Annotated in this window: 21 protein-coding genes; 9 read left to right on the top strand and 12 right to left on the bottom strand. The window is 72.9% G+C overall.

Annotation, left to right across the window (positions count from 1 at the left end):
* Together VGD85_RS14900 and VGD85_RS14905 are read right to left on the bottom strand one after the other, a co-directional pair.
* On the bottom strand, window positions 1-397 hold a 397-nt coding region (locus tag VGD85_RS14900), incomplete at its 3' end, for a M17 family peptidase N-terminal domain-containing protein (RefSeq protein WP_331064223.1).
* A gap of 5 nt (window positions 398-402) precedes the next feature.
* Entirely contained in the window at window positions 403-570 is a 168-nt protein-coding gene (locus tag VGD85_RS14905) for a DUF3117 domain-containing protein (RefSeq protein ID WP_082574674.1), read from the bottom strand.
* Between the two features lie 165 nt (window positions 571-735).
* Here VGD85_RS14905 and VGD85_RS14910 point away from each other — a divergent pair, with 165 nt between their 5' ends.
* A complete protein-coding gene (locus VGD85_RS14910; protein ID WP_331064224.1) occupies window positions 736-1,527 on the top strand; it encodes a PaaX family transcriptional regulator C-terminal domain-containing protein in 792 nt (263 codons plus the stop codon).
* A 12-nt stretch (window positions 1,528-1,539) separates the two neighbouring features.
* Window positions 1,540-2,334, top strand: a complete 795-nt coding sequence (locus VGD85_RS14915; protein ID WP_331064225.1) for an enoyl-CoA hydratase/isomerase family protein — start codon at window positions 1,540-1,542, stop codon at window positions 2,332-2,334.
* A 4-nt stretch (window positions 2,335-2,338) separates the two neighbouring features.
* On the opposite strand, the gene VGD85_RS14920 is transcribed toward VGD85_RS14915, so the two are convergent.
* The 5 genes from VGD85_RS14920 to dapE all read right to left on the bottom strand — a co-directional run bounded on the left by VGD85_RS14920 (window position 2,339) and on the right by dapE (window position 5,741).
* A complete protein-coding gene (locus VGD85_RS14920) occupies window positions 2,339-3,127 on the bottom strand; it encodes a M14 family zinc carboxypeptidase (RefSeq protein ID WP_331064226.1) in 789 nt (262 codons plus the stop codon).
* A gap of 70 nt (window positions 3,128-3,197) precedes the next feature.
* The gene (locus tag VGD85_RS14925) at window positions 3,198-3,605 is read right to left on the bottom strand and encodes a hypothetical protein (RefSeq protein ID WP_331064227.1); all 408 of its coding nucleotides are present in this window, start codon (window positions 3,603-3,605) and stop codon (window positions 3,198-3,200) included.
* Window positions 3,606-3,620: 15 nt separating this feature from the next.
* Window positions 3,621-3,926, bottom strand: a complete 306-nt coding sequence (locus VGD85_RS14930; protein ID WP_331064228.1) for a DivIVA domain-containing protein — start codon at window positions 3,924-3,926, stop codon at window positions 3,621-3,623.
* Entirely contained in the window at window positions 3,923-4,657 is a 735-nt protein-coding gene (locus tag VGD85_RS14935; RefSeq protein WP_331064229.1) for a TIGR00730 family Rossman fold protein, read from the bottom strand. The genes VGD85_RS14930 and VGD85_RS14935 overlap by 4 nt, the downstream gene beginning before the upstream one ends.
* Window position 4,658: 1 nt before the next feature.
* The gene (gene dapE, locus VGD85_RS14940; RefSeq protein ID WP_331064230.1) at window positions 4,659-5,741 is read right to left on the bottom strand and encodes a succinyl-diaminopimelate desuccinylase; all 1,083 of its coding nucleotides are present in this window, start codon (window positions 5,739-5,741) and stop codon (window positions 4,659-4,661) included.
* Window positions 5,742-5,904: 163 nt separating this feature from the next.
* Here dapE and VGD85_RS14945 point away from each other — a divergent pair, with 163 nt between their 5' ends.
* A complete protein-coding gene (locus VGD85_RS14945) occupies window positions 5,905-6,750 on the top strand; it encodes an LLM class F420-dependent oxidoreductase (RefSeq protein ID WP_331064231.1) in 846 nt (281 codons plus the stop codon).
* A gap of 69 nt (window positions 6,751-6,819) precedes the next feature.
* Here the strand turns inward: VGD85_RS14945 and ileS are convergent, their stop codons facing one another.
* Both ileS and VGD85_RS14955 read right to left on the bottom strand, forming a co-directional pair.
* A complete protein-coding gene (ileS, locus tag VGD85_RS14950) occupies window positions 6,820-9,984 on the bottom strand; it encodes an isoleucine--tRNA ligase (protein WP_331064232.1) in 3,165 nt (1,054 codons plus the stop codon).
* 250 nt (window positions 9,985-10,234) lie between these two features.
* A complete protein-coding gene (locus tag VGD85_RS14955; RefSeq protein ID WP_331064233.1) occupies window positions 10,235-11,047 on the bottom strand; it encodes a hypothetical protein in 813 nt (270 codons plus the stop codon).
* 62 nt (window positions 11,048-11,109) lie between these two features.
* On the opposite strand from VGD85_RS14955, the gene VGD85_RS14960 reads away from it, so the two are divergent.
* On the top strand, window positions 11,110-11,604 hold the full coding sequence (locus tag VGD85_RS14960) for a DinB family protein (RefSeq protein ID WP_331064234.1): 495 nt from the start codon (window positions 11,110-11,112) through the stop codon (window positions 11,602-11,604).
* A complete protein-coding gene (locus VGD85_RS14965) occupies window positions 11,601-12,086 on the top strand; it encodes a DinB family protein (RefSeq protein ID WP_331064235.1) in 486 nt (161 codons plus the stop codon). Before VGD85_RS14960 ends, VGD85_RS14965 begins: the two co-directional genes overlap by 4 nt.
* A 27-nt stretch (window positions 12,087-12,113) precedes the next feature.
* Here VGD85_RS14965 and VGD85_RS14970 read toward each other — a convergent pair whose 3' ends face one another.
* Window positions 12,114-12,761, bottom strand: a complete 648-nt coding sequence (locus VGD85_RS14970) for a tetratricopeptide repeat protein (protein ID WP_331064236.1) — start codon at window positions 12,759-12,761, stop codon at window positions 12,114-12,116.
* 52 nt (window positions 12,762-12,813) lie between these two features.
* Between VGD85_RS14970 and dapD the strand changes: the two genes are divergently transcribed.
* The 3 genes from dapD to VGD85_RS14985 are packed head-to-tail and all read left to right on the top strand — an operon-like array spanning window position 12,814 to window position 16,016.
* Window positions 12,814-13,782, top strand: a complete 969-nt coding sequence (gene dapD / locus VGD85_RS14975; RefSeq protein WP_331064237.1) for a 2,3,4,5-tetrahydropyridine-2,6-dicarboxylate N-succinyltransferase — start codon at window positions 12,814-12,816, stop codon at window positions 13,780-13,782.
* 12 nt (window positions 13,783-13,794) lie between these two features.
* A complete protein-coding gene (locus VGD85_RS14980) occupies window positions 13,795-14,757 on the top strand; it encodes a hypothetical protein (protein WP_331064238.1) in 963 nt (320 codons plus the stop codon).
* Window positions 14,758-14,789: 32 nt separating this feature from the next.
* Window positions 14,790-16,016, top strand: coding sequence for a calcium-binding protein (locus VGD85_RS14985; protein ID WP_331064239.1), 1,227 nt, complete (start codon window positions 14,790-14,792; stop codon window positions 16,014-16,016).
* A 7-nt stretch (window positions 16,017-16,023) separates the two neighbouring features.
* On the opposite strand, the gene vapC is transcribed toward VGD85_RS14985, so the two are convergent.
* Both vapC and VGD85_RS14995 read right to left on the bottom strand, forming a co-directional pair.
* Window positions 16,024-16,437: a type II toxin-antitoxin system VapC family toxin gene (gene vapC, locus VGD85_RS14990; protein ID WP_331064240.1), complete on the bottom strand. Its 414-nt coding sequence runs from the start codon at window positions 16,435-16,437 to the stop codon at window positions 16,024-16,026.
* Complete coding sequence (locus VGD85_RS14995) at window positions 16,434-16,643, bottom strand: type II toxin-antitoxin system VapB family antitoxin (protein ID WP_331064241.1); 210 nt, start codon at window positions 16,641-16,643, stop codon at window positions 16,434-16,436. The genes vapC and VGD85_RS14995 overlap by 4 nt, the downstream gene beginning before the upstream one ends.
* An 88-nt stretch (window positions 16,644-16,731) precedes the next feature.
* Between VGD85_RS14995 and VGD85_RS15000 the strand changes: the two genes are divergently transcribed.
* Window positions 16,732-17,522 (top strand): hypothetical protein (locus VGD85_RS15000; RefSeq protein WP_331064242.1); only part of this gene is annotated, 791 nt, incomplete at its 3' end.

Below are 17,522 nucleotides of genomic sequence, written 5' to 3' on the forward strand. Positions count from 1 at the left end.
CGACCGCGGGCACCGTCGTGGCCAGCGACGCCCGGTCGCGGGTCCACCGCGCGAGCGCGGCACCGGCCCGGCGCAGGTCGTCGCGGGTCTGCTCCCCGACACCGGCCAGCAGCACCCAACGCAACTCGGCGTTGTCGGACGCGCCCAGCGGCACCGGGACCGCGGTGACCTCGCCGGCGCCGCCCGTGGCCCGGTCGGCCTCGAGCACCGCCAGCAGGTCGACGCCGATCTGGTCGGCGAGCCCCTCCGCGCCCGGACCGAGCACGAGGGGGTCGCCGTCAGCAGCACCGGGCAGCACCGGGACCGCAACGACCTCGACCCCGAGGATCGCGTGCGGGAGAGCCGCGCTGAGCGCGAACTCCGGCGGAGATACCTGGCTCGGCAGGGTGACAGTCACCGGGGTCAGCCGACGACGTCCTTGAGGGCATCTCCCAGCGCGCCGGCCTCCTCGGCGTTCAGCTCGACAACCAGGCGACCACCGCCTTCGAGCGGGACGCGCATGACGATGCCGCGTCCTTCCTTGGTGACCTCCAGCGGACCGTCGCCTGTCCGCGGCTTCATCGCCGCCATCCGCGCACCTTCCTCTTGTCATGTGGCAGCGGGTCTCCGAGGACCCGGCTGCGCCGTACGCGTCGACCATTATCCCCTATCGGACGGTGACGCGGAGCACAGCCCGCCCCCAGCCCGCCCCGAGCCCGCCCCGACCCCAGCGCAGCCGGCTGGCAGACTTCGGCCATGCAGGCCCGCTCGGCGCTCTTCGACGTCTACGGCGACCACCTGCGCGCCCGCGGCAGCCAGGCCCCGGTGGCCGCGCTGGTGCGGCTCCTCGACCCCGTCGGCATCGCGGCTCCCGCGGTCCGCACCGCGATCTCCCGGATGGTGCTGCAGGGCTGGCTCGAGCCGGTGCAGCTCGACGGCGGCCGCGGCTACCGGACGACCGAGCGCGCCAACCGGCGCCTCGACGACGCCGGCAACCGGATCTACGGGCGCGAGGTCCCGGCGTGGGACCAGCACTGGCACCTGGCGTTCGTCGACCCGCCCCCGGGCCGCGCCGCGCGGACGCGGCTGCGCGCCGGCCTCCGGTTCCTCGGGTACGCCGAGCTCGCCGACCACGTGTGGGTCAGCCCGTTCGCCCGGGCGGAGCTGGCCTCGGTGCTGGAGCGGGAGGGCGCGACGGCCACGATCGCGCGGGCGGACCGGTTCGAGCCCGCACCGAGCAGCGCCTGGGACCTCGACGCGCTCCGCGACGCCTACGAGGGCTGGCTCGGCTCCTGCGTGGACCTCGTCGAGGAACACACCGCCGCCCACGAGGATCCCGACGAGGCGGCGTTCGCGGCGCGCTTCCACCTGGTCCACGAGTGGCGGAAGTTCCTGTTCGCCGACCCCGGCCTCCCCGACGTGCTGCTGCCCGCCGACTGGCCCGGCCGCACGGCCGCCGCGCTGTTCGCCGCCCACGCCGGCCGGCTCAAGCCGGGCGCGGACCGGTTCGTGGCCCGGTGCCTGGGCGCGGCCCCTCCGCAGGCCTGACAAGATGCCCGCATGACCGAGCCTTCCGTCCTCCTCGACGTCGCCGACGGTGTCGGCACCATCACGCTGAACCGTCCGCAGGCCTACAACAGCCTCGACATCGCGACCAAGGAGCTGCTGCTCGAGACCGTCCGCGCCGTCGCCGACGACCCGGCCGTCCGGTGCGTCGTGCTGACCGGCACCGGCAAGGCATTCTGCACCGGCCAGGACCTCAAGGAGCACATCGACCTGCTCGAGAACGGCGGCAGCGACCAGCTGTTCACCACCGTCGACCGGCACTACAACCCGATCGTCACGACGCTGGCCGGCATGGCCAAGCCGGTGATCGCCGCGGTCAACGGCGTGGCCGCGGGCGCCGGCGCGAGCCTGGCGTTCGCCTGTGACCTGCGGATCGTCGCGGACACCGCGGGCTTCAACCTCGCCTTCGCCAACGTCGCGCTGTCCTGCGACACCGGCGCGAGCTACACCCTGCAGCGGCTCGTGGGCCGCGCGAAGGCGATCGAGCTGCTCTACTTCCCCGACACGGTGCCCGCCGCCCAGGCGCTCGAGCTGGGCCTCGCGACCAGGGTCGTGCCCGCCGACGAGCTGGCCGCCGAGGTCGGCGCGCTCGCCGCTCGGCTGGCGGCCGGGCCGACCGTCGCGCTCGGCGCGATCCGCCAGTCGGTCGCGTACGCCGCCGGGCACTCGTTCGAGGAGTCGGTCGAGGTCGAGAGCGCGATGATGCAGAAGACCGGCGCCACGGCCGATCACCGGGCCGCGGTCGCGGCGTTCGTCGCCAAGCAGCAGCCGGTGTTCGAGGGCCGCTGACCGGTCAGTCCACCTGCTCCCAGGCCACCTCGCCGCGGAACGCGCCCCAGATCGAGAGCACCTGGCGCGGGGCCACGACCCGCATCTGCCGGCGACCGGGCCGCGCGCCGTACTCGACCGTCAGGGCGGTGCCGCGGAAGCGGTGGTTGAACCAGCCGGTCATCGTGCCGTGGCACACGCCTCCGCAGGTGAAGGACTTGCGCGGCAGGTTCAGCTTGTCGGCGACCCGGCGGGAGAACCGCTTGTCCTTGGTATCGGTGTCGACGCCGTGGAGCGGCTGGTGGAAGCTCACGATCCAGCGCGGCTTGATCTTCTTCAAGAACCCCATCACCGCGCGGGTCTCGGGCTCGCTGCCGGCGCGCGGCCCGGACTCGTAGTTGCCGTCCAGGTCGGCCCAGCGGTAGGGGAAGTTGCGGTTGAGGTCGACGCCGTGGGCGTTCTTGCGGGTGTGCGCGGCGACGCCGTCGGGGTTGTACGTCGGCAGCACCCACAGGTCGACGCCGAGGATCGGGCGGCCGTCGCGCAGGCTGGTGAGGATCTGCCGCGGCGCGGCCTCGTTGCCGTGCATGGCCGAGACCAGCAGCACCTTCGGCTTGCCGGGCTCCCCGAGGCGCCAGGCGGTGATCGGCCGGCCCTGGACGGAGTGGCCGATCACCCGCTTGCCGATGACCGCGCGCTCGCCCGACGGCGCCTGCTGGGCCTCCGCCGGGCCGGGGGCCGCCAGCAGGGCGGCGCCGAGGACGGTGGTCAGGGCGGTGGTCAGGGCGGTGGTCGCGACGATCCCGAGGCGCATGGTCCTCGACCCTACTCAGACCCTGCCCAGACCGGGCTCAGACATGGCTCAGACATGGCTCAGACATGGCTCAGACATGGCCGAAGAGGTAGGCCCACGTGAAGACGCCGACGCCGACGAGCATCCCGACGTGGGCGAGGATCGAGAGGCCCGGGCCGTCGGACCAGCTGTCCTCCTGCCCCTCCGAGGCGTGCCGGCCGTGGCTGGGCAGCCAGCGGACCAGGATCAGCAGGCCGGCGACCACGACGATCCACCACAGGGCGAGCGCGACGATGCCGATCGTGTCGCCGCCCGCGACCAGGAACACCACCCACACGACGAGGGCCAGGACGCCCGCGGTGGTGTGCACCTGGAGCAGCCCGCCGCCCATGTGCAGCCGGCCCGCGCCGCGGTCGCCGCGCCCCAGGCGCAGCCGGGTCAGCACGATCACCACGGCCGCCAGGGCGGTGAGGACGTAGACGATCAGCTCGGTCGACACGGTGCGAAGTGTGCCCTACCCGGTGGGTTGGCCGCCATGACCGCCGTCGCTTCCCGGACGTTCATCGCCCGGACCGCCGGCGTTCTCCAGCTGCGTCGCCAGCCGGTCCAGCAGCGCGTCGACGTCGGTCATCCGGTAGCCGCGGACCGCCAGCGGGAAGCGCACCCGGCGCAGGTCGTCGGCACGCAGCGGCCCCTCGGGGGGTACGCCGGCGTCCGGGCGGTCGTCGTACGCCTCGGCGAGCGGAGCGCCCCGGCCGGCCGCGACCACGGCGACACCGCCGAGGGCGAGCACGATGAGGATCGCGAAGAACCACATCATGGCCGGGCCTCCTCCCGGGCGGCGACCATCCGGGCGACGGCCTCGTCGACGTCGTCGGTGAGCAGCACCGCGTCGAGGTCGCTCTGCTTGATCCGGCCCTCGGCCAGCATCGTGGCGCCCATCCAGTCCAGCAGGCCGCTCCACTCGGCGACCCCGAGCAGGACGATCAGGAACGAGGTGATCTTCTGGGTCTGCACGAGCGTCATCGCCTCGAACAGCTCATCGAGCGTCCCGAGCCCGCCGGGCAGGGCGAGGTAGCCCTGGGAGTATTTCACGAACATCGTCTTGCGGGCGAAGAAGTAGCGGAAGTTGATGCCGACGTCGACCCACGGGTTGAGCTCGCCCTCCCATGGCAGCTCGATGCCGAGGCCGACGCTGACCCCGCCCGCCTCGCTGGCGCCCTTGTTGACCGCCTCCATCACGCCGGGGCCGCCGCCGGTGATCACCGCGAACCCGGCGTCGGCGAGGGCGCCGCCGACCCGCTCGCCCAGCGCGTACATCGGGTGGTCGGCCGGCGTGCGCGCCGACCCGAACACCGAGATCGCGGGGCCGAGCTCCGCGAGCGCGCCGAACCCCTCGACGAACTCGGCCTGGATGCGCAGCACCCGCCACGGGTCGGCGTGCACCCAGTCGCTCGGGCCGCGCGAGTCGAGCAGCCGCTGGTCGGTGGTGCTGGTCTCGACCTGGTCGCGGCGCTGGAGGATCGGACCCTTGAACTTCGAGCGGACCATGTCAGCAGCCTCCCAGCCAGGACCGGAGCCGGTCCTCGCAGTGTCGGATCTGCGCGACCGGCACGTGCTCGTCCTGCTTGTGGGCGAACAACGGGTCGCCCGGACCGAAGTTCACCGCCGGTACGCCGAGGCCGCTGAACCGCGCCACGTCGGTCCAGCCGAACTTCGGGTGGACCTCGCCGCCCACCGCCGCCACGAACGCCTGGGCGGCCGGGCGGTCCAGCCCCGGCAGCGCGCCCGGGGCCGAGTCGGTGAGCGTCACGTCGAAGCCGGTGAAGAACTCGCGGACGAACGCCTCGGCCTCGGCCTCCGAGCGGTCGGGTGCGAACCGGTAGTTGACCTCCACGACGCACTCGTCGGGCACCACGTTGCCGGCGACGCCGCCGCGGATGGCCACCGCGTTGAGCCCCTCGTGGTACTCCAGCCCGTCGATGACGGGCCGCCTGGCGGCGTACCCCTCCAGGCGGCGGAGCACCTCCCCGGCCCGGTGGATCGCGTTGACGCCGCGCCAGCTGCGCGCGGAGTGGGCGCGCTCGCCGGTCGTGCGGACCTCGACGCGCAGCGTGCCCTGGCAGCCGGCCTCGACGCCGCCGTTGGACGGCTCCATCAGGATCGCGAAGTCCGCGGCCATCAGCTCGGGGTGGCTGCGCGAGAGCAGGTTGAGGCCGTTGCGCTCGGCCTCGATCTCCTCGGCGTCGTAGAGGATGAACGTCACGTCGCGGTCGGGCTCGGGCAGCGTCGCGGCCAGTCGGAGCAGGACGGCGTCCCCGCCCTTCATGTCGCAGGTGCCCAGGCCGTGCAGGAGGTCGCCGTCGGCGCGCTGCTCGTAGCGGGCCGGCAGGTTGTCGTTGAGCGGCACCGTGTCGAGGTGGCCCGCGATCACCACGCGCTCGGCGCGGCCGAGCTCGGTGCGCGCGACCACGGTGTTGCCGTGGCGGGTCACGGCGAGGTGGTCGTACGCCGCGAGCGCGGCCTCGACCGCGTCGGCGATCTCCCCCTCGTGCAGGCTGACCGACTCGATGTTCACGAGCCGCTCGGTGAGCGCGACGACGTCGGTGGTGAGGTCGAGCGGTGTCGGTGTCACGGGTCCATCCAACCAGCAGCCCGGCCCCGGCCTGGGTGGCCCGGCCGGCGCCCGGGGACGTCGAGACACCAGGAATGGCTCTCCAGGACGCCAGATCGCAGCCACTTCTGGTGTCTCGACGGCAGACCTTCCCCCGGAATAGAACACGTTCTAGTGTGAGCCCATGCGCAACGGACTCGTGCTGTTCACCTCCGACCGCGGGATCACCCCCGCCGCCCTCGGCGCGGCCGCGGAGGAGCGTGGCTTCGACACCTTCTACGTGCCCGAGCACACCCACATCCCGGTCCGGCGCGAGGCGGCGCACCCCGGCACCGGCGACGAGACGCTGCCCGACGACCGCTACCTGCGCACCCTGGACCCGTGGGTGTCGCTGGCCACGGTCGCCGCGGTCACCTCGCGGATCCGGCTGTCCACGGCGGTCGCGCTGCCGGTCGAGTCCGACCCGATCACGCTCGCCAAGCAGATCGCGACGCTCGACCACCTCTCCGGCGGCCGGGTCGACATCGGGGCCGGCTTCGGCTGGAACACCGACGAGCTGGCCGACCACCACGTGCCGGCCGCGCGGCGGCGTACCGTCCTCAAGGAGTACGTCGAGGCCATGCGGGCGCTGTGGACCCAGGAGGAGGCGGCCTACGACGGGGAGTTCGTGTCGTTCGGGCCATCGTGGGCCTATCCCAAGCCGGCCCGGCACATCCCGCTCGTCATCGGCGCGGGCGGCGGCCCGAAGACGTTCCGCTGGATCGCCGAGCACGCGGACGGCTGGATGACCACCCCGCAGCAGGCCGACATCTCCGCCCACATCGAGGCGCTCAGGAAGGCCTGGGCCGACGCCGGCCGCGATGGCTCCCCCGAGATCCGGATCCTCATCGCGTCCAAGCCCGACCCCGCGGACCTGGCCGCCTGGGCCGAGGCCGGCGCCACCGAGCTGATCTGGGGCGTCCCCGACAAGTCCCCCGACGAGGTGCTCGCGTCCCTCGACCGCCTCGCGGGACGCCTCGGGCTGGGTTGACGCACCTGACGTATCTGTCGCACTTCGACGGGCGAGCACGACAGTTACGTCAGGTGCGTCACCAAATACCTAGGCCTTGGCGACAGTGACGACCGGCTCGGTGCCGTCGGCCGCGATCACGTCGTACGACGTCGCGAGGGTCTCGCCGGTGATCAGCTGCTCGTGGGTGCGGGCCGCGGCCTGCACCTCGGCGGAGCCGCCGATCGTCAGCGCGATCCGGTCGGAGACCTCCAGGCCGGCGTCGCGGCGGGCCTGCTGGACCGCGCGCACCAGGTCGCGGGCCAGGCCCTCGGCCGCGAGCTCGGGGGTCACCTCGGTGTCGAGGACGACGAACCCGCCGCCGCGCAGCATCCCCACGGCGGTGGAGTCGTCGGCGGCACCCGCCACGGTCTCGAGGGTGTACTCGCCCTCCTGGAGCTCCAGCCCGCCGGCCACGACGGTGCCGTCCGGGCGGACCTCCCAGTCGCCGGACTTCGACCCCTTGATCGCGGTCTGCACGTCCTTGCCCAGCCGGGGCCCGGCGGCGCGCGCGTTGACGCTCAGCCGCTGGGACACGCCGTACGCCGCCGCCTCGGGTGCGTCCGCGTCGAGCAGACGCACCTCCTTGACGTTGACCTCGTCGGCGACCAGGTCCTCGAAGCCGCTGAGGTCGGCGCCCACGACGGTGAGCGTGGCCAGCGGGAGCCGGTTGCGCAGCTGGCGGGCCTTGCGCAGCGCGGACGTCGCCGAGCAGACCTCGCGCACCCTGTCCATGCGTCCCACCAGCGTGGGGTCGAGCGGGAGCTCGTCCTCGCGCGGGTAGTCGGCCAGGTGCACCGACCGGCCACCGGTCAGGCCACGCCAGATCTCCTCGGTCACCAGCGGGAGCAGCGGCGCCACGGCCCGCATCGTCGCCTCGAGCACCGTGTAGAGCGTGTCGAAGGCGGCGGCGTCCTCGGCCCAGAACCGGTCGCGCGAGCGGCGGATGTACCAGTTCGTGAGGACGCCGATGAAGTCCAGCGTCTGCTCGCACGCCTCGGCCACGTGGTAGCCGTCGAGCGACGCGGTCATCGCGCCGACGAACTCCCCCGCCTTGGCGAGGATGTAGCGGTCCAGGGGATCGGTCGACGAGGTCGACGCCTTCGCGTCGTACCCCTGCCCGCCACCGGCCGCGTTGGCGTACATCTGGAAGAAGTACCAGCTGTTCCACAGCGGCATCAGCACCTGCCGCACCGAGTCGCGGATGCCCTGCTCGGTGACGACCAGGTTGCCGCCGCGCAGGATCGGGCTGGACATCAGGAACCAGCGCATCGCGTCGGCGCCGTCGCGGTCGAAGACCTCGCGCACGTCGGGGTAGTTGCGCAGCGACTTCGACATCTTGTTGCCGTCGGAGCCGAGCACGATGCCGTGGCTGATGCAGTTCTCGAACGCCGGCTTGTCGAAGATCGCGGTCGCGAGGATGTGCAGCGTGTAGAACCAGCCGCGCGTCTGGCCGATGTACTCGACGATGAAGTCCGCCGGGAAGTGGTGCTCGAACCAGTCGGCGTTCTCGAACGGCACGTGCACCTGGGCGAACGACATCGAGCCCGAGTCGAACCACACGTCCAGCACGTCGGGCACCCGGCGCATCATCGACCTGCCGGTCGGGTCGTCGGGGTTGGGGCGCACCAGGTCGTCGACGTACGGCCGGTGCAGGTCGGGCTCGCCGTCCTTGTTGCGCGGCAGCGTGCCGAAGTCGCGCTCGATCTCCTCGAAGGAGCCGTAGACGTCGATGCGGGGGTACGCCGGGTCGTCGCTCTTCCACACCGGGACCGGGCTTCCCCAGAAGCGGTTGCGGGTGATCGACCAGTCGCGGGCGTTCTCGAGCCACTTGCCGAACTGGCCGTCCTGGATGTGGTCAGGCACCCAGTTGATCTGCTGGTTGAGCTCGAGCATCCGCTGCTTGAACGCGGTCACCTCGACGAACCACGACGAGACGCCCTTGTAGATCAGGGGCTCGCGGCAGCGCCAGCAGTGCGGGTAGCTGTGGTCGTAGGTCTCGCGGCGCAGCAGCACGGTGCCGGGCGTGACGGAGCCGCCACCGTTCTTGAGGTGGTCGATGATCTGCAGGTTGGCGTCGAAGACCTGCAGGCCCTCGTAGTCGGTGACGGGGAACGTGAACCGGCCGTCCTTGCCGACCGGCATCACCGCCTCGATGCCCTCGCGGTCGGTGACGACCTTGTCGTCCTCACCGAAGGCGCCGGCGGTGTGCACGAGTCCCGTGCCGTCCGTGGTCGTCACGAACTCGGCGGCCACCACGCGGAAGGCGCGCTCGTGGCCGCGGTAGTAGGTGAACGGAGGGTCGTAGACCAGGCCGACCAGCTCGCTGCCCGGTCCGCGCCACACGACCTCGGGGTCGTCGCCGAGCTCGCGGGCGTACGACGCCAGCCGCGCGTCGGCGAGCAGGTACCGCACCCCGTCGACCGACACCACGACGTACTCGATGTCCTCGCCGACCATCACCGCGAGGTTGCTCGGCAGCGTCCACGGGGTCGTCGTCCAGACGAGCAGCTTGACGCCCTGGAACGGCCCCTCGCTGGTGACCTCGTAGCCGACCGTGACCGCGGGGTCCTGCCGCACCTGGTAGACGTCGTCGTCCATCCGCAGCTCGTGGTTGGACAGCGGGGTCTCGTCGTTCCAGCAGTAGGGCAGCACCCGGAAGCCCTCATAGACCAGGCCCTTGTCGTGCAGCTGCTTGAAGGCCCAGATCACCGACTCCATGTAGTCGGGGTTCATCGTCTTGTAGTCGTTGTCGAAGTCGACCCAGCGCGCCTGGCGGGTGACGTACTCGCGCCACTCGTCGGTGTACATCAGCACCGAGGACCGGCAGGCGTCGTTGAAGACCTCGATGCCGAGCTCGTGGATCTCGTCGGTGGTCTTGATGCCCTTGAGGCGCATCGCCTCCAGCTCGGCGGGCAGCCCGTGGGTGTCCCACCCGAAGCGCCGCTCGACCCGCTTGCCGCGCATGGTCTGGTAGCGCGGGATCAGGTCCTTGACGTAGCCGGTGAGCAGGTGGCCGTAGTGCGGCAGGCCGTTGGCGAACGGCGGGCCGTCGTAGAAGACGAACTCGTTCGCGCCGTTCTCGCCCGGGTCGCGCTGGTCGATGCTCGCCTGGAAGGTGCCGTCCTCGTCCCAGAACGCGAGGATGCGCTCCTCGATCTCCGGGAAGCGGGGGCTCGAGGGCACGCTGCCGGAGTCGTTCTTCGGGTAGGTCATCGGTGGCTCCTGGTCGCGTCGTCGTCGGGTGAGGACGACGTGTGCCGCGGTACCACCTCACTTGCCACTCCGGGGAGCGACCACTCGTTCACGGCTGTGACGGGCCTACCCGCCGGGTTCTACTGAGACCCACCTGGCGGTGGGGCCGTTCTTCCCGGGGCTCGCCGCTGATGACGGCTCGAACGCCTGTGCGCCGATCGTACGGCGCCGCGCCCGTGCGCGGCCAATCGAATCGTCCGAACGATCGGCGTCAGCGCGTCGGGCGCAGCACGACCTCGCGCCGGCCGGGGAACACGAACGGGAGGTTGCCGAACGGCCGGGCGGTGATGTGGAGCTCCCGGGCGCGCGCGCCGCGGAGCCGCACCTCGAGCGGGGCCCAGACGGCGTCGCCGTCGTGCAGGTCGAGGTGGACGACGTAGGGGTGGACGCGCAACCCGCGGCCGGCACCGGACACCCGCACGCCGTCGGCGTCGGCCCCGTGGTGGCCGACGCGCACCCACACCGTCGACCAGTGCCAGGGCCGGACCCGGGTGTCCCGGACGCGCTCGATCCGGGCCTGGGCACCGGGGTCGGCGATGGCCGTGCCGGCCTGGTCGTCGTCGAGCCGGTCCAGCACGATGCCGTCCGCTCCGAGCAGCGCCACCGACCCGCAGCGCTGGCCGATGTCGTCCTGCTGGGGCGTCGAGACCGCGACCTGGATCGTCGTACCGTCGCGCGTCGCCGGGCCGGTGGGCTCGAGGGTGGGTACGACGAGCTCCCAGTCGGTCCGGCAGCCGCCGTCGACGAGCGTCCCGAGGCGCAGGTGCAGGTCGGCGCCCGTCTCGGCCGACGGCACCCCGCCCAGCTCCACGCGGGCGCTCAGCCGGGAGCCGTCGGGGCCCACGACGAGCTGGGCGTCTGCCGACGTGAGCGTCCGGGCCGGCTCTGCCGTGGCCGGCAGGCCCGCGGGGCGCTGCTCGAAGCGCCAGAACACGATCGCTTCGGCGCGCGCCGGGCCCGCGACGGCGAGCAGGCCGCCCACGAGGAGGAGCACCGCCGCGACGAGGGGTCGGCGTCGGGGCATGCCGTCACGCTAACCCGGAATCCGCCTTGCCCGCTGTCGGTCCGGACTGGTCGAGTAGTCCCATGAGCGATGAGATGTGCCGCGGCGAGGACGAGGTCCTGCGCAGCTACCTCGACCACTTCCGCGGCGAGTTCGAGAGGGCGTGCGCCGGCCTCGACGCCGAGCAGCTCGCGCGGCGGTCGGTGCCGCCGTCGACGATGTCGCTGCTCGGGCTGCTGCGCCACCTCGCCGCCGTGGAGTACTCCTGGTGGCGCCGCGTGATGGACCGCGACCTGACCCTGCCGAGGATGTGGGGCAAGGACGAGCACCGCGACGCCGACTTCGACGGCGCGGTCGCGGACGACGCCGTCGTCGCCGAGGCGTGGGACGCCTGGCGCCGGGAGGTCGACTACGCCCGGGCGTTCCAGGCGAGTCACCCGGCCGACCACCTCGGACAGCACGACGACGGCGACATCGAGATGCGCGAGGTCGTCGTGCACCTCATCGAGGAGTACGCCCGGCACTGCGGTCACGCGGACCTGCTCCGCGAGTGCATCGACGGTCGCCGGGCGTCGTGAACGAGCTCGCGACGCTGCGCCGCTGGCTCGAGGACCTCCGGGCCGCGGTGGAGCGCAAGACCGGCGGCCTCGACGCCGACCAGCTGGCTCGCCGGGCGGTGCCGCCGAGCACGCTCAGCCTGCTCGGGCTGGTCCGCCACCTCGCCCAGATGGAGCACCACTGGTTCGTCCGGGTGCTGCAGCGGCGGCCCGAGGAGGCGTCGCTGTTCGTGACGGGTCACCGCTGGGACTCGCAGTTCGACGACGCCGTCGCCGACCCGGCGGTCGTCGAGGAGGCGTTCACCGTGTGGCGCGACACCGCGGCCCGCGCCGATGCGTGGCTCGACGAGCTGCCCGGTGAGGCCCTCGACGTCGTGATCGACCCCGATGACCGGATCGCCACGATCCGCGACGTGCTCCAGCAGGTCCTCAAGGAGTACGCCCGTCACCTCGGTCACCTGGACCTGCTGCGCGAGGCGATCGACGGTCAGACCGGCGAGTGAACCGGGCCCCGTCGCCCCGTCACCCGGTCAGCCGAGCAGGTCGCGGCGTGCCTCGGCGATCCAGTCCTGCACGCCTCTCGCGCCGGCCTCGGCGGCGAGCGCCTCGGCCTCCTCGAGCAGGGCGGGCACCTCCTCGGCCCGGCCCTGGGCGGCCGCGAGGTAGGCGTGACCGATCAGGTTGGCGGCCACGCCGGCCGCGAAGCCCAGGTCGCGACGCAGGCGAGTGGACTCGTGCAGGAGGTCCTCGGCCTCGGCCGTGCGGCCCTCGGCGTGCGCGACGAAGTTCAGGTGACGCAGGACGTAGGACAGGGTGAGCCGGTCATCGGCGGCGCGCGCCAGCGTCTCGGCCCGCTCGAGGTGCGGCAGCGCGGCAGCGTGATCGCCGCCCACGACCTGGTGGTACGTCGCGACCCAGAACTCCGCCTCCGCCTGCCCGCGCCCGTCCCCGACGCGGGCGAAGAGCTCCGCGGCCCGCTCGAACATCCCCAGCTCGGCCTCCTCGACCTCGCGGGTCGAGAGGAACCGGGCGTGGGCCAGGCGCCCGCGCGCGAGCGCCAGCTCCGCCTCCACGACATCGAGCGCCGCCTCGCCCTCCTCGACGGCCGCGGCCTCGCCGCCGAACACCGCCCGCTCGTAGGCGGCCTGGGCCCGCTCCAACTGCTCTCCGGCATCCACGCCACACATCATGGCCGAAGAGCCGTCGCGCCCGACCCTAGACTGGCTCTCCGTGACCGCCACTCCCACGACCGCCCCCACGACCGCCTGGGGCTTCGGCCTCGCCACCATCGACTCCGACGGCACCGTGCTCGACGTCTGGTTCCCCTCCCCGGCCCTGGGCGCGACGCCGGCCGACGCGGTCACGCCGGCGGAGCTGAGCGCGCTGCAGGGCAGCGACAAGGACCGCGGCGTCACCCGTGACGTGCTGCTCGTGGAGATCGCCGACCTGCAGGCGCCGCCCGCGACCACCGAGGACGTCTGGCTGCGGCTGCACCTGCTGTCCTGGCGCCTGGTCGCGCCCCACGCGGTGAACCTCGACGGCATCTTCGGGCTGCTCACCAACGTCGTGTGGACCAGCGCCGGGCCGTGCCCGGTCGAGGGCTTCGAGGCCACCCGCGCCCGGCTGCGCGCCAACGGCCGGCACGTCACGGTCTTCGGCGTCGACAAGTTCCCGCGGATGGTCGACTACGTGCTTCCGACGGGCGTGCGCATCGCCGACGCCGACCGGGTCCGGCTCGGCGCCCACCTGGCCGAGGGCACCACGGTCATGCACGAGGGGTTCGTCAACTACAACGCCGGCACGCTCGGCGCGAGCATGGTCGAGGGCCGCGTCTCGGCCGGTGTCGTCGTCGGCGACGGCTCCGACGTCGGCGGCGGCGCGTCGATCATGGGCACGCTGTCGGGCGGCGGCAAGGAGGTCGTCTCGATCGGCCGGCGCTGCCTGCTCGGCGCCAACGCGGGCCTGGGCATCTCGCTCGGGGACGACTGCGTGGTGGAGGCCGGCTGCTACGTGACGGCCGGCACCAAGGTCACCGTGATCGACGCCGTCGACGGCGTCGGGCCCAAGGTCGTCAAGGCCCGGGAGCTGTCCGGGGCGAGCAACGTGCTGTTCCGCCGCAACTCGGTCAGCGGGGCGATCGAGGCCGTGCCGTGGAAGAGCGGCGCGATCGAGCTCAATGCCGACTTGCACGCGAACTGAACACTTGACCGCATGAGGTTGCGCACCGGCGTCGCCCTCGTCGGTGTTGCCGCCGTCGTGGTCGCCGCCGCCATCGGCTACGGCGTCTGGGACCGCGTCGGTCCGTTGCTGACCCCCGACGAGTGCACGGCCCAGGTGAGCGGGCGCACGGTGACGCTCAGCGTCGAGCAGGCCGAGAACGCGGCGCTGATCGCCGCGGTGTCGGTCGGCCGCGGGATGCCCGCGCGCGCGGCGACGATCGCCCTGGCCACGGCGTACCAGGAGTCGAAGCTCTACAACCTCGAGTCCGGCGACCGTGACTCCCTCGGCCTGTTCCAGCAGCGGCCGTCGCAGGGGTGGGGCACCGAGAAGCAGATCATGGACCCCTACTACGCCACGAACGCGTTCTACGACGCGCTCGAGCGGATCGGCGACTACGAGTCGATGCGAGTCACCGTGGCCGCCCAGGAGGTGCAGCGCTCCGGCTTCCCCGAGGCGTACGCCGACCACGAGGCCGACGCCCGGGTGCTCGCCTCGGCCCTCACCGGCAACTCCCGCCACGCGTTCAGCTGCCGGATCGGGGACGCCCCGGACGCGGCCCGCACCCGGCTGCTCGACTCGGGGCTGACCCGCCGCGCCGACGTCGTACGCCGCGAGGTCGCTCAATTGTTCGGCGACCCGCCGATGGGCGGCTTCGAGCCCGGCGGCGTCTCCAGCGGCCACATGGAGGGGTCCGCCCACTACGACGGTCGCGCCGTCGACGTGTTCGTCCGGCCGATCAGCGCCGAGAACAAGGTCCGGGGCTGGGCGATCGCGCAGTACCTGGTCGCGATGGCCGACCGGCTCGGCGTCCAGCACGTGATCTTCGACGACCGGATCTGGACCTCCGGGTCTGCCTCCGGCGAGGGCTGGCGCGACTCCGACCCGCCCGAGCGCTCGGGCGACCGCGCGATCCTCGAGCACCGCGACCACGTGCACGTCGACGTCTTCGCGTGACGTCCGGGCCGGGTCGTGCCACGCTGGGGAGCGTGTCCACCTCCCGGATGCTGTGCGCCGCGACCGTGGCGCTCGGGGCGCTGCTCCCGATCGGGCCGGCCGCCTCGGCGGCGAACCCGTGCGCCGAGCCGACGATCCAGGGCACCGGCCAGGCCGAGACCCTGACCGGCACGGACGGACCCGACGTGATCGCGGGCGGGGGCGGCGACGACGTGCTCCTCGGCCTCGGCGGCGACGACGTCCTGTGTGGCGGCGCGGGCTCGGACCGCCTGGACGGGGGCGCGGGCGACGACGAGCTGTACGGCGGCACCGATGTCGGCTGGGCCCAGGACGACGACTACGCCCAGTACGGCGACGTCCTCGACGGCGGGCCCGGGGACGACCGCCTCGAGCCCGGGACCGACCCGATGCACGACGGGTCGCAGGACACGCTGGCGTTCGAGCACGCGGCCGGCCCGCTGGTGGTCGACCTCCGGTCCGGCGTCGCGACCGGTGACGGCGCGGACACCATCGTCGGGCCGGTCGGGCGGGTGCTCGGCGGGGCGTACGACGACGTGCTCACCGGCACCGACCTGCCGGACGTGTTCTACGGCGGGCCGGGCGGCGACCGGCTGGTGGGCGGTGGCGGCAACGACGTGCTCGAGGCCGGTGAGTACGACGACGAGACCGAGCACACGACCGACCCCGCGGACAACGTGCTGCTCGGTGGGCCCGGCCTCGACCTGCTGGCCGGCGGCGAGGGCGACGACGTGCTGCGTGGGTCCGGCGGCAACGACACGCTCCGGCCCGCCGGCGGAGCCGACCGCACGTACGGCGGCGCCGGGGCCGATGTCATCGACGACGACGCGACGCCGGCCGAGGGGCAGGTCGTGGACGCCGGCGCGGGCCGGGACTGGGTCACGTTCTTCCTCGTCGGCCCCGACGGCCGGTCGCACCGGCACACCACGGGGCGCATCGACCTGGCGGCCGGCACCGTCGTCGGCACCGACGCCGGCACGACCTGGTCGTTCCCGATGACCGGCGTGGAGAAGTTCAGCGGCCCGCTCAGCACCGGCCCGTGGACGATCTTCGGCACCGACGGCCCGGACCGGATCGCGGGCTTCGCGGTGCCGGTGCGCATCCACGCCCGCGGCGGCAACGACCGGATCTTCGGCGACGAGGGCGACGACCTGCTCGACGGCGGCCCCGGCACCGACCACGCCAGCGGGTACGCCGGCCGCGACCGCTACGTGTCCGTGGAGGTCATCGGCGAGCGCTGAGCAGCGATCAGGGACCGGACCGCAGATCCCGGTGTCGCAGGTCCGTGACCGCCGCGATGCGCACGTAGTCCTCGTCGCAGTGCCACACGGTGGTGTCGTGGCGCATGGCGATGGCAGCGATGAGGCAGTCGCTGAGAGATCGCACGGTCTGCCCGCCGCGTCGAACGGCGCGACCGAGCGCAGCGGCCGCGCGGAAGTCCTGGGCAGCATCGATCGCGAGGTCCTCGAGGGTCCCGAGCTGGTCCTCGATCCGGCGCACGATGTGGGGATCGGTCGGGCCTGCCAGCAGCTCCATCGCGATCGGCTCGCAGATCGCGATGGCTCCCGGGTCCCTGCTCGCGAGGTCGCGGAACTCTCGGTGCGCTCGGCTCCCGGTCCGACGCAGGTGCTCGATCCAGACCGAGGTGTCGACGAGGATCACCAGGTCGCGGCCTCGTCGGAGCGCAGCTCGTCGAGATCGCCGTCCCAGCCGATCCCCTCCAGGCCGAGCAGGCCCTCGGTGGTCGCCGTCGATCCGGCCGCTCGCCGCAGGGCGAGGTCGACCGCCTCGCGCTTGGTCTTGAGATGGAACCGGCGCATCACCTCGGTGACGAGGGCCTCGTCGATGTCGATGTTGGTGCGTGCCATACACCAACGATACACATCCGCTGACCCGCGGACCTCGCGCCTGTGGATGAGATCGGCGGGCGGTTCGCCGAGTGGGCAGACTGCCGGCATGGACGTCACCGCGGCGCTGCGCGAGCTGGGCGGGGTCGCCACGCGCGCGGTCCTCGTCAAGGCGACGTCGCGCCTCGAGGTCGACCGGGCGCTGGAGTCCGGGGCGATCGTGGCCCCCGCCCGGGGTCGCTACACGCTCCCGGAGGCGGACGAGGCGGTCGCGGTCGCACACGCGCGTTCGGCGGTGCTGAGCCTGACGAGCGCGGCGATCCACCACGGGTGGGCCGTCAAGTCGGTCCCCGATCAGCCGCACATCACGGTGCCCCGGGGGCGCAAGGCGCCGCGGGGCGGCTGGGGCCCGGTGCAGGTCCACTACGCCGACATCGACGCGGCCGACCTTGCCGGCATCGCCACCGGCAAGGTCCTCACCCTGCTCCAGTGCCTGCGCTCGCTGCCCTATGACGAGGCCCTGGCGATCGCCGACTCGGCCCTGCGCGCCGACGACGGAGCGGCGCTGCGCCGGGCCGCCGCGCTGGCGCGTGGTCGCGGCGCTGCCAAGGTGCGCGCGGTGGCGCGGGACGCGCGAGCGGAGGCGGCCAACCCGTTCGAGTCCTGCCTGCGGGCGATCGCGTTGCAGGTGCCTGGCCTGGACGTGGTGCCGCAGGTGCTCATCACGAGCGTGACGCCGTGGTGCCGTCCCGATCTCGTCGACACCGAGCTGCACGTGATCCTCGAGGCCGACTCCTTCACCTGGCACAGTGACCGGCAGGCCCTCGCCCGCGATGCCAAGCGCTACAACCTGCTGGTCGCCGACGGGTGGCTCGTGCTGCGGTTCGCCTGGGAGGACGT

Origin of the sequence: Nocardioides sp., assembly GCF_036401255.1 — a bacterium.
GTDB lineage: Bacteria > Actinomycetota > Actinomycetes > Propionibacteriales > Nocardioidaceae > Nocardioides.

Coding starts and splice junctions, on each gene's coding strand:
- VGD85_RS14905 (WP_082574674.1), bottom strand. CDS start 570: ATGGCGGCGATGAAGCCGCGGACAGGCGACGGTCCGCTGGAGGTCACC.
- VGD85_RS14910 (WP_331064224.1), top strand. CDS start 736: ATGCAGGCCCGCTCGGCGCTCTTCGACGTCTACGGCGACCACCTGCGC.
- VGD85_RS14915 (WP_331064225.1), top strand. CDS start 1,540: ATGACCGAGCCTTCCGTCCTCCTCGACGTCGCCGACGGTGTCGGCACC.
- VGD85_RS14920 (WP_331064226.1), bottom strand. CDS start 3,127: ATGCGCCTCGGGATCGTCGCGACCACCGCCCTGACCACCGCCCTGACC.
- VGD85_RS14930 (WP_331064228.1), bottom strand. CDS start 3,926: ATGATGTGGTTCTTCGCGATCCTCATCGTGCTCGCCCTCGGCGGTGTC.
- VGD85_RS14935 (WP_331064229.1), bottom strand. CDS start 4,657: ATGGTCCGCTCGAAGTTCAAGGGTCCGATCCTCCAGCGCCGCGACCAG.
- VGD85_RS14945 (WP_331064231.1), top strand. CDS start 5,905: ATGCGCAACGGACTCGTGCTGTTCACCTCCGACCGCGGGATCACCCCC.
- ileS (WP_331064232.1), bottom strand. CDS start 9,984: ATGACCTACCCGAAGAACGACTCCGGCAGCGTGCCCTCGAGCCCCCGC.
- VGD85_RS14955 (WP_331064233.1), bottom strand. CDS start 11,047: ATGCCCCGACGCCGACCCCTCGTCGCGGCGGTGCTCCTCCTCGTGGGC.
- VGD85_RS14960 (WP_331064234.1), top strand. CDS start 11,110: ATGAGCGATGAGATGTGCCGCGGCGAGGACGAGGTCCTGCGCAGCTAC.
- VGD85_RS14980 (WP_331064238.1), top strand. CDS start 13,795: ATGAGGTTGCGCACCGGCGTCGCCCTCGTCGGTGTTGCCGCCGTCGTG.
- VGD85_RS14995 (WP_331064241.1), bottom strand. CDS start 16,643: ATGGCACGCACCAACATCGACATCGACGAGGCCCTCGTCACCGAGGTG.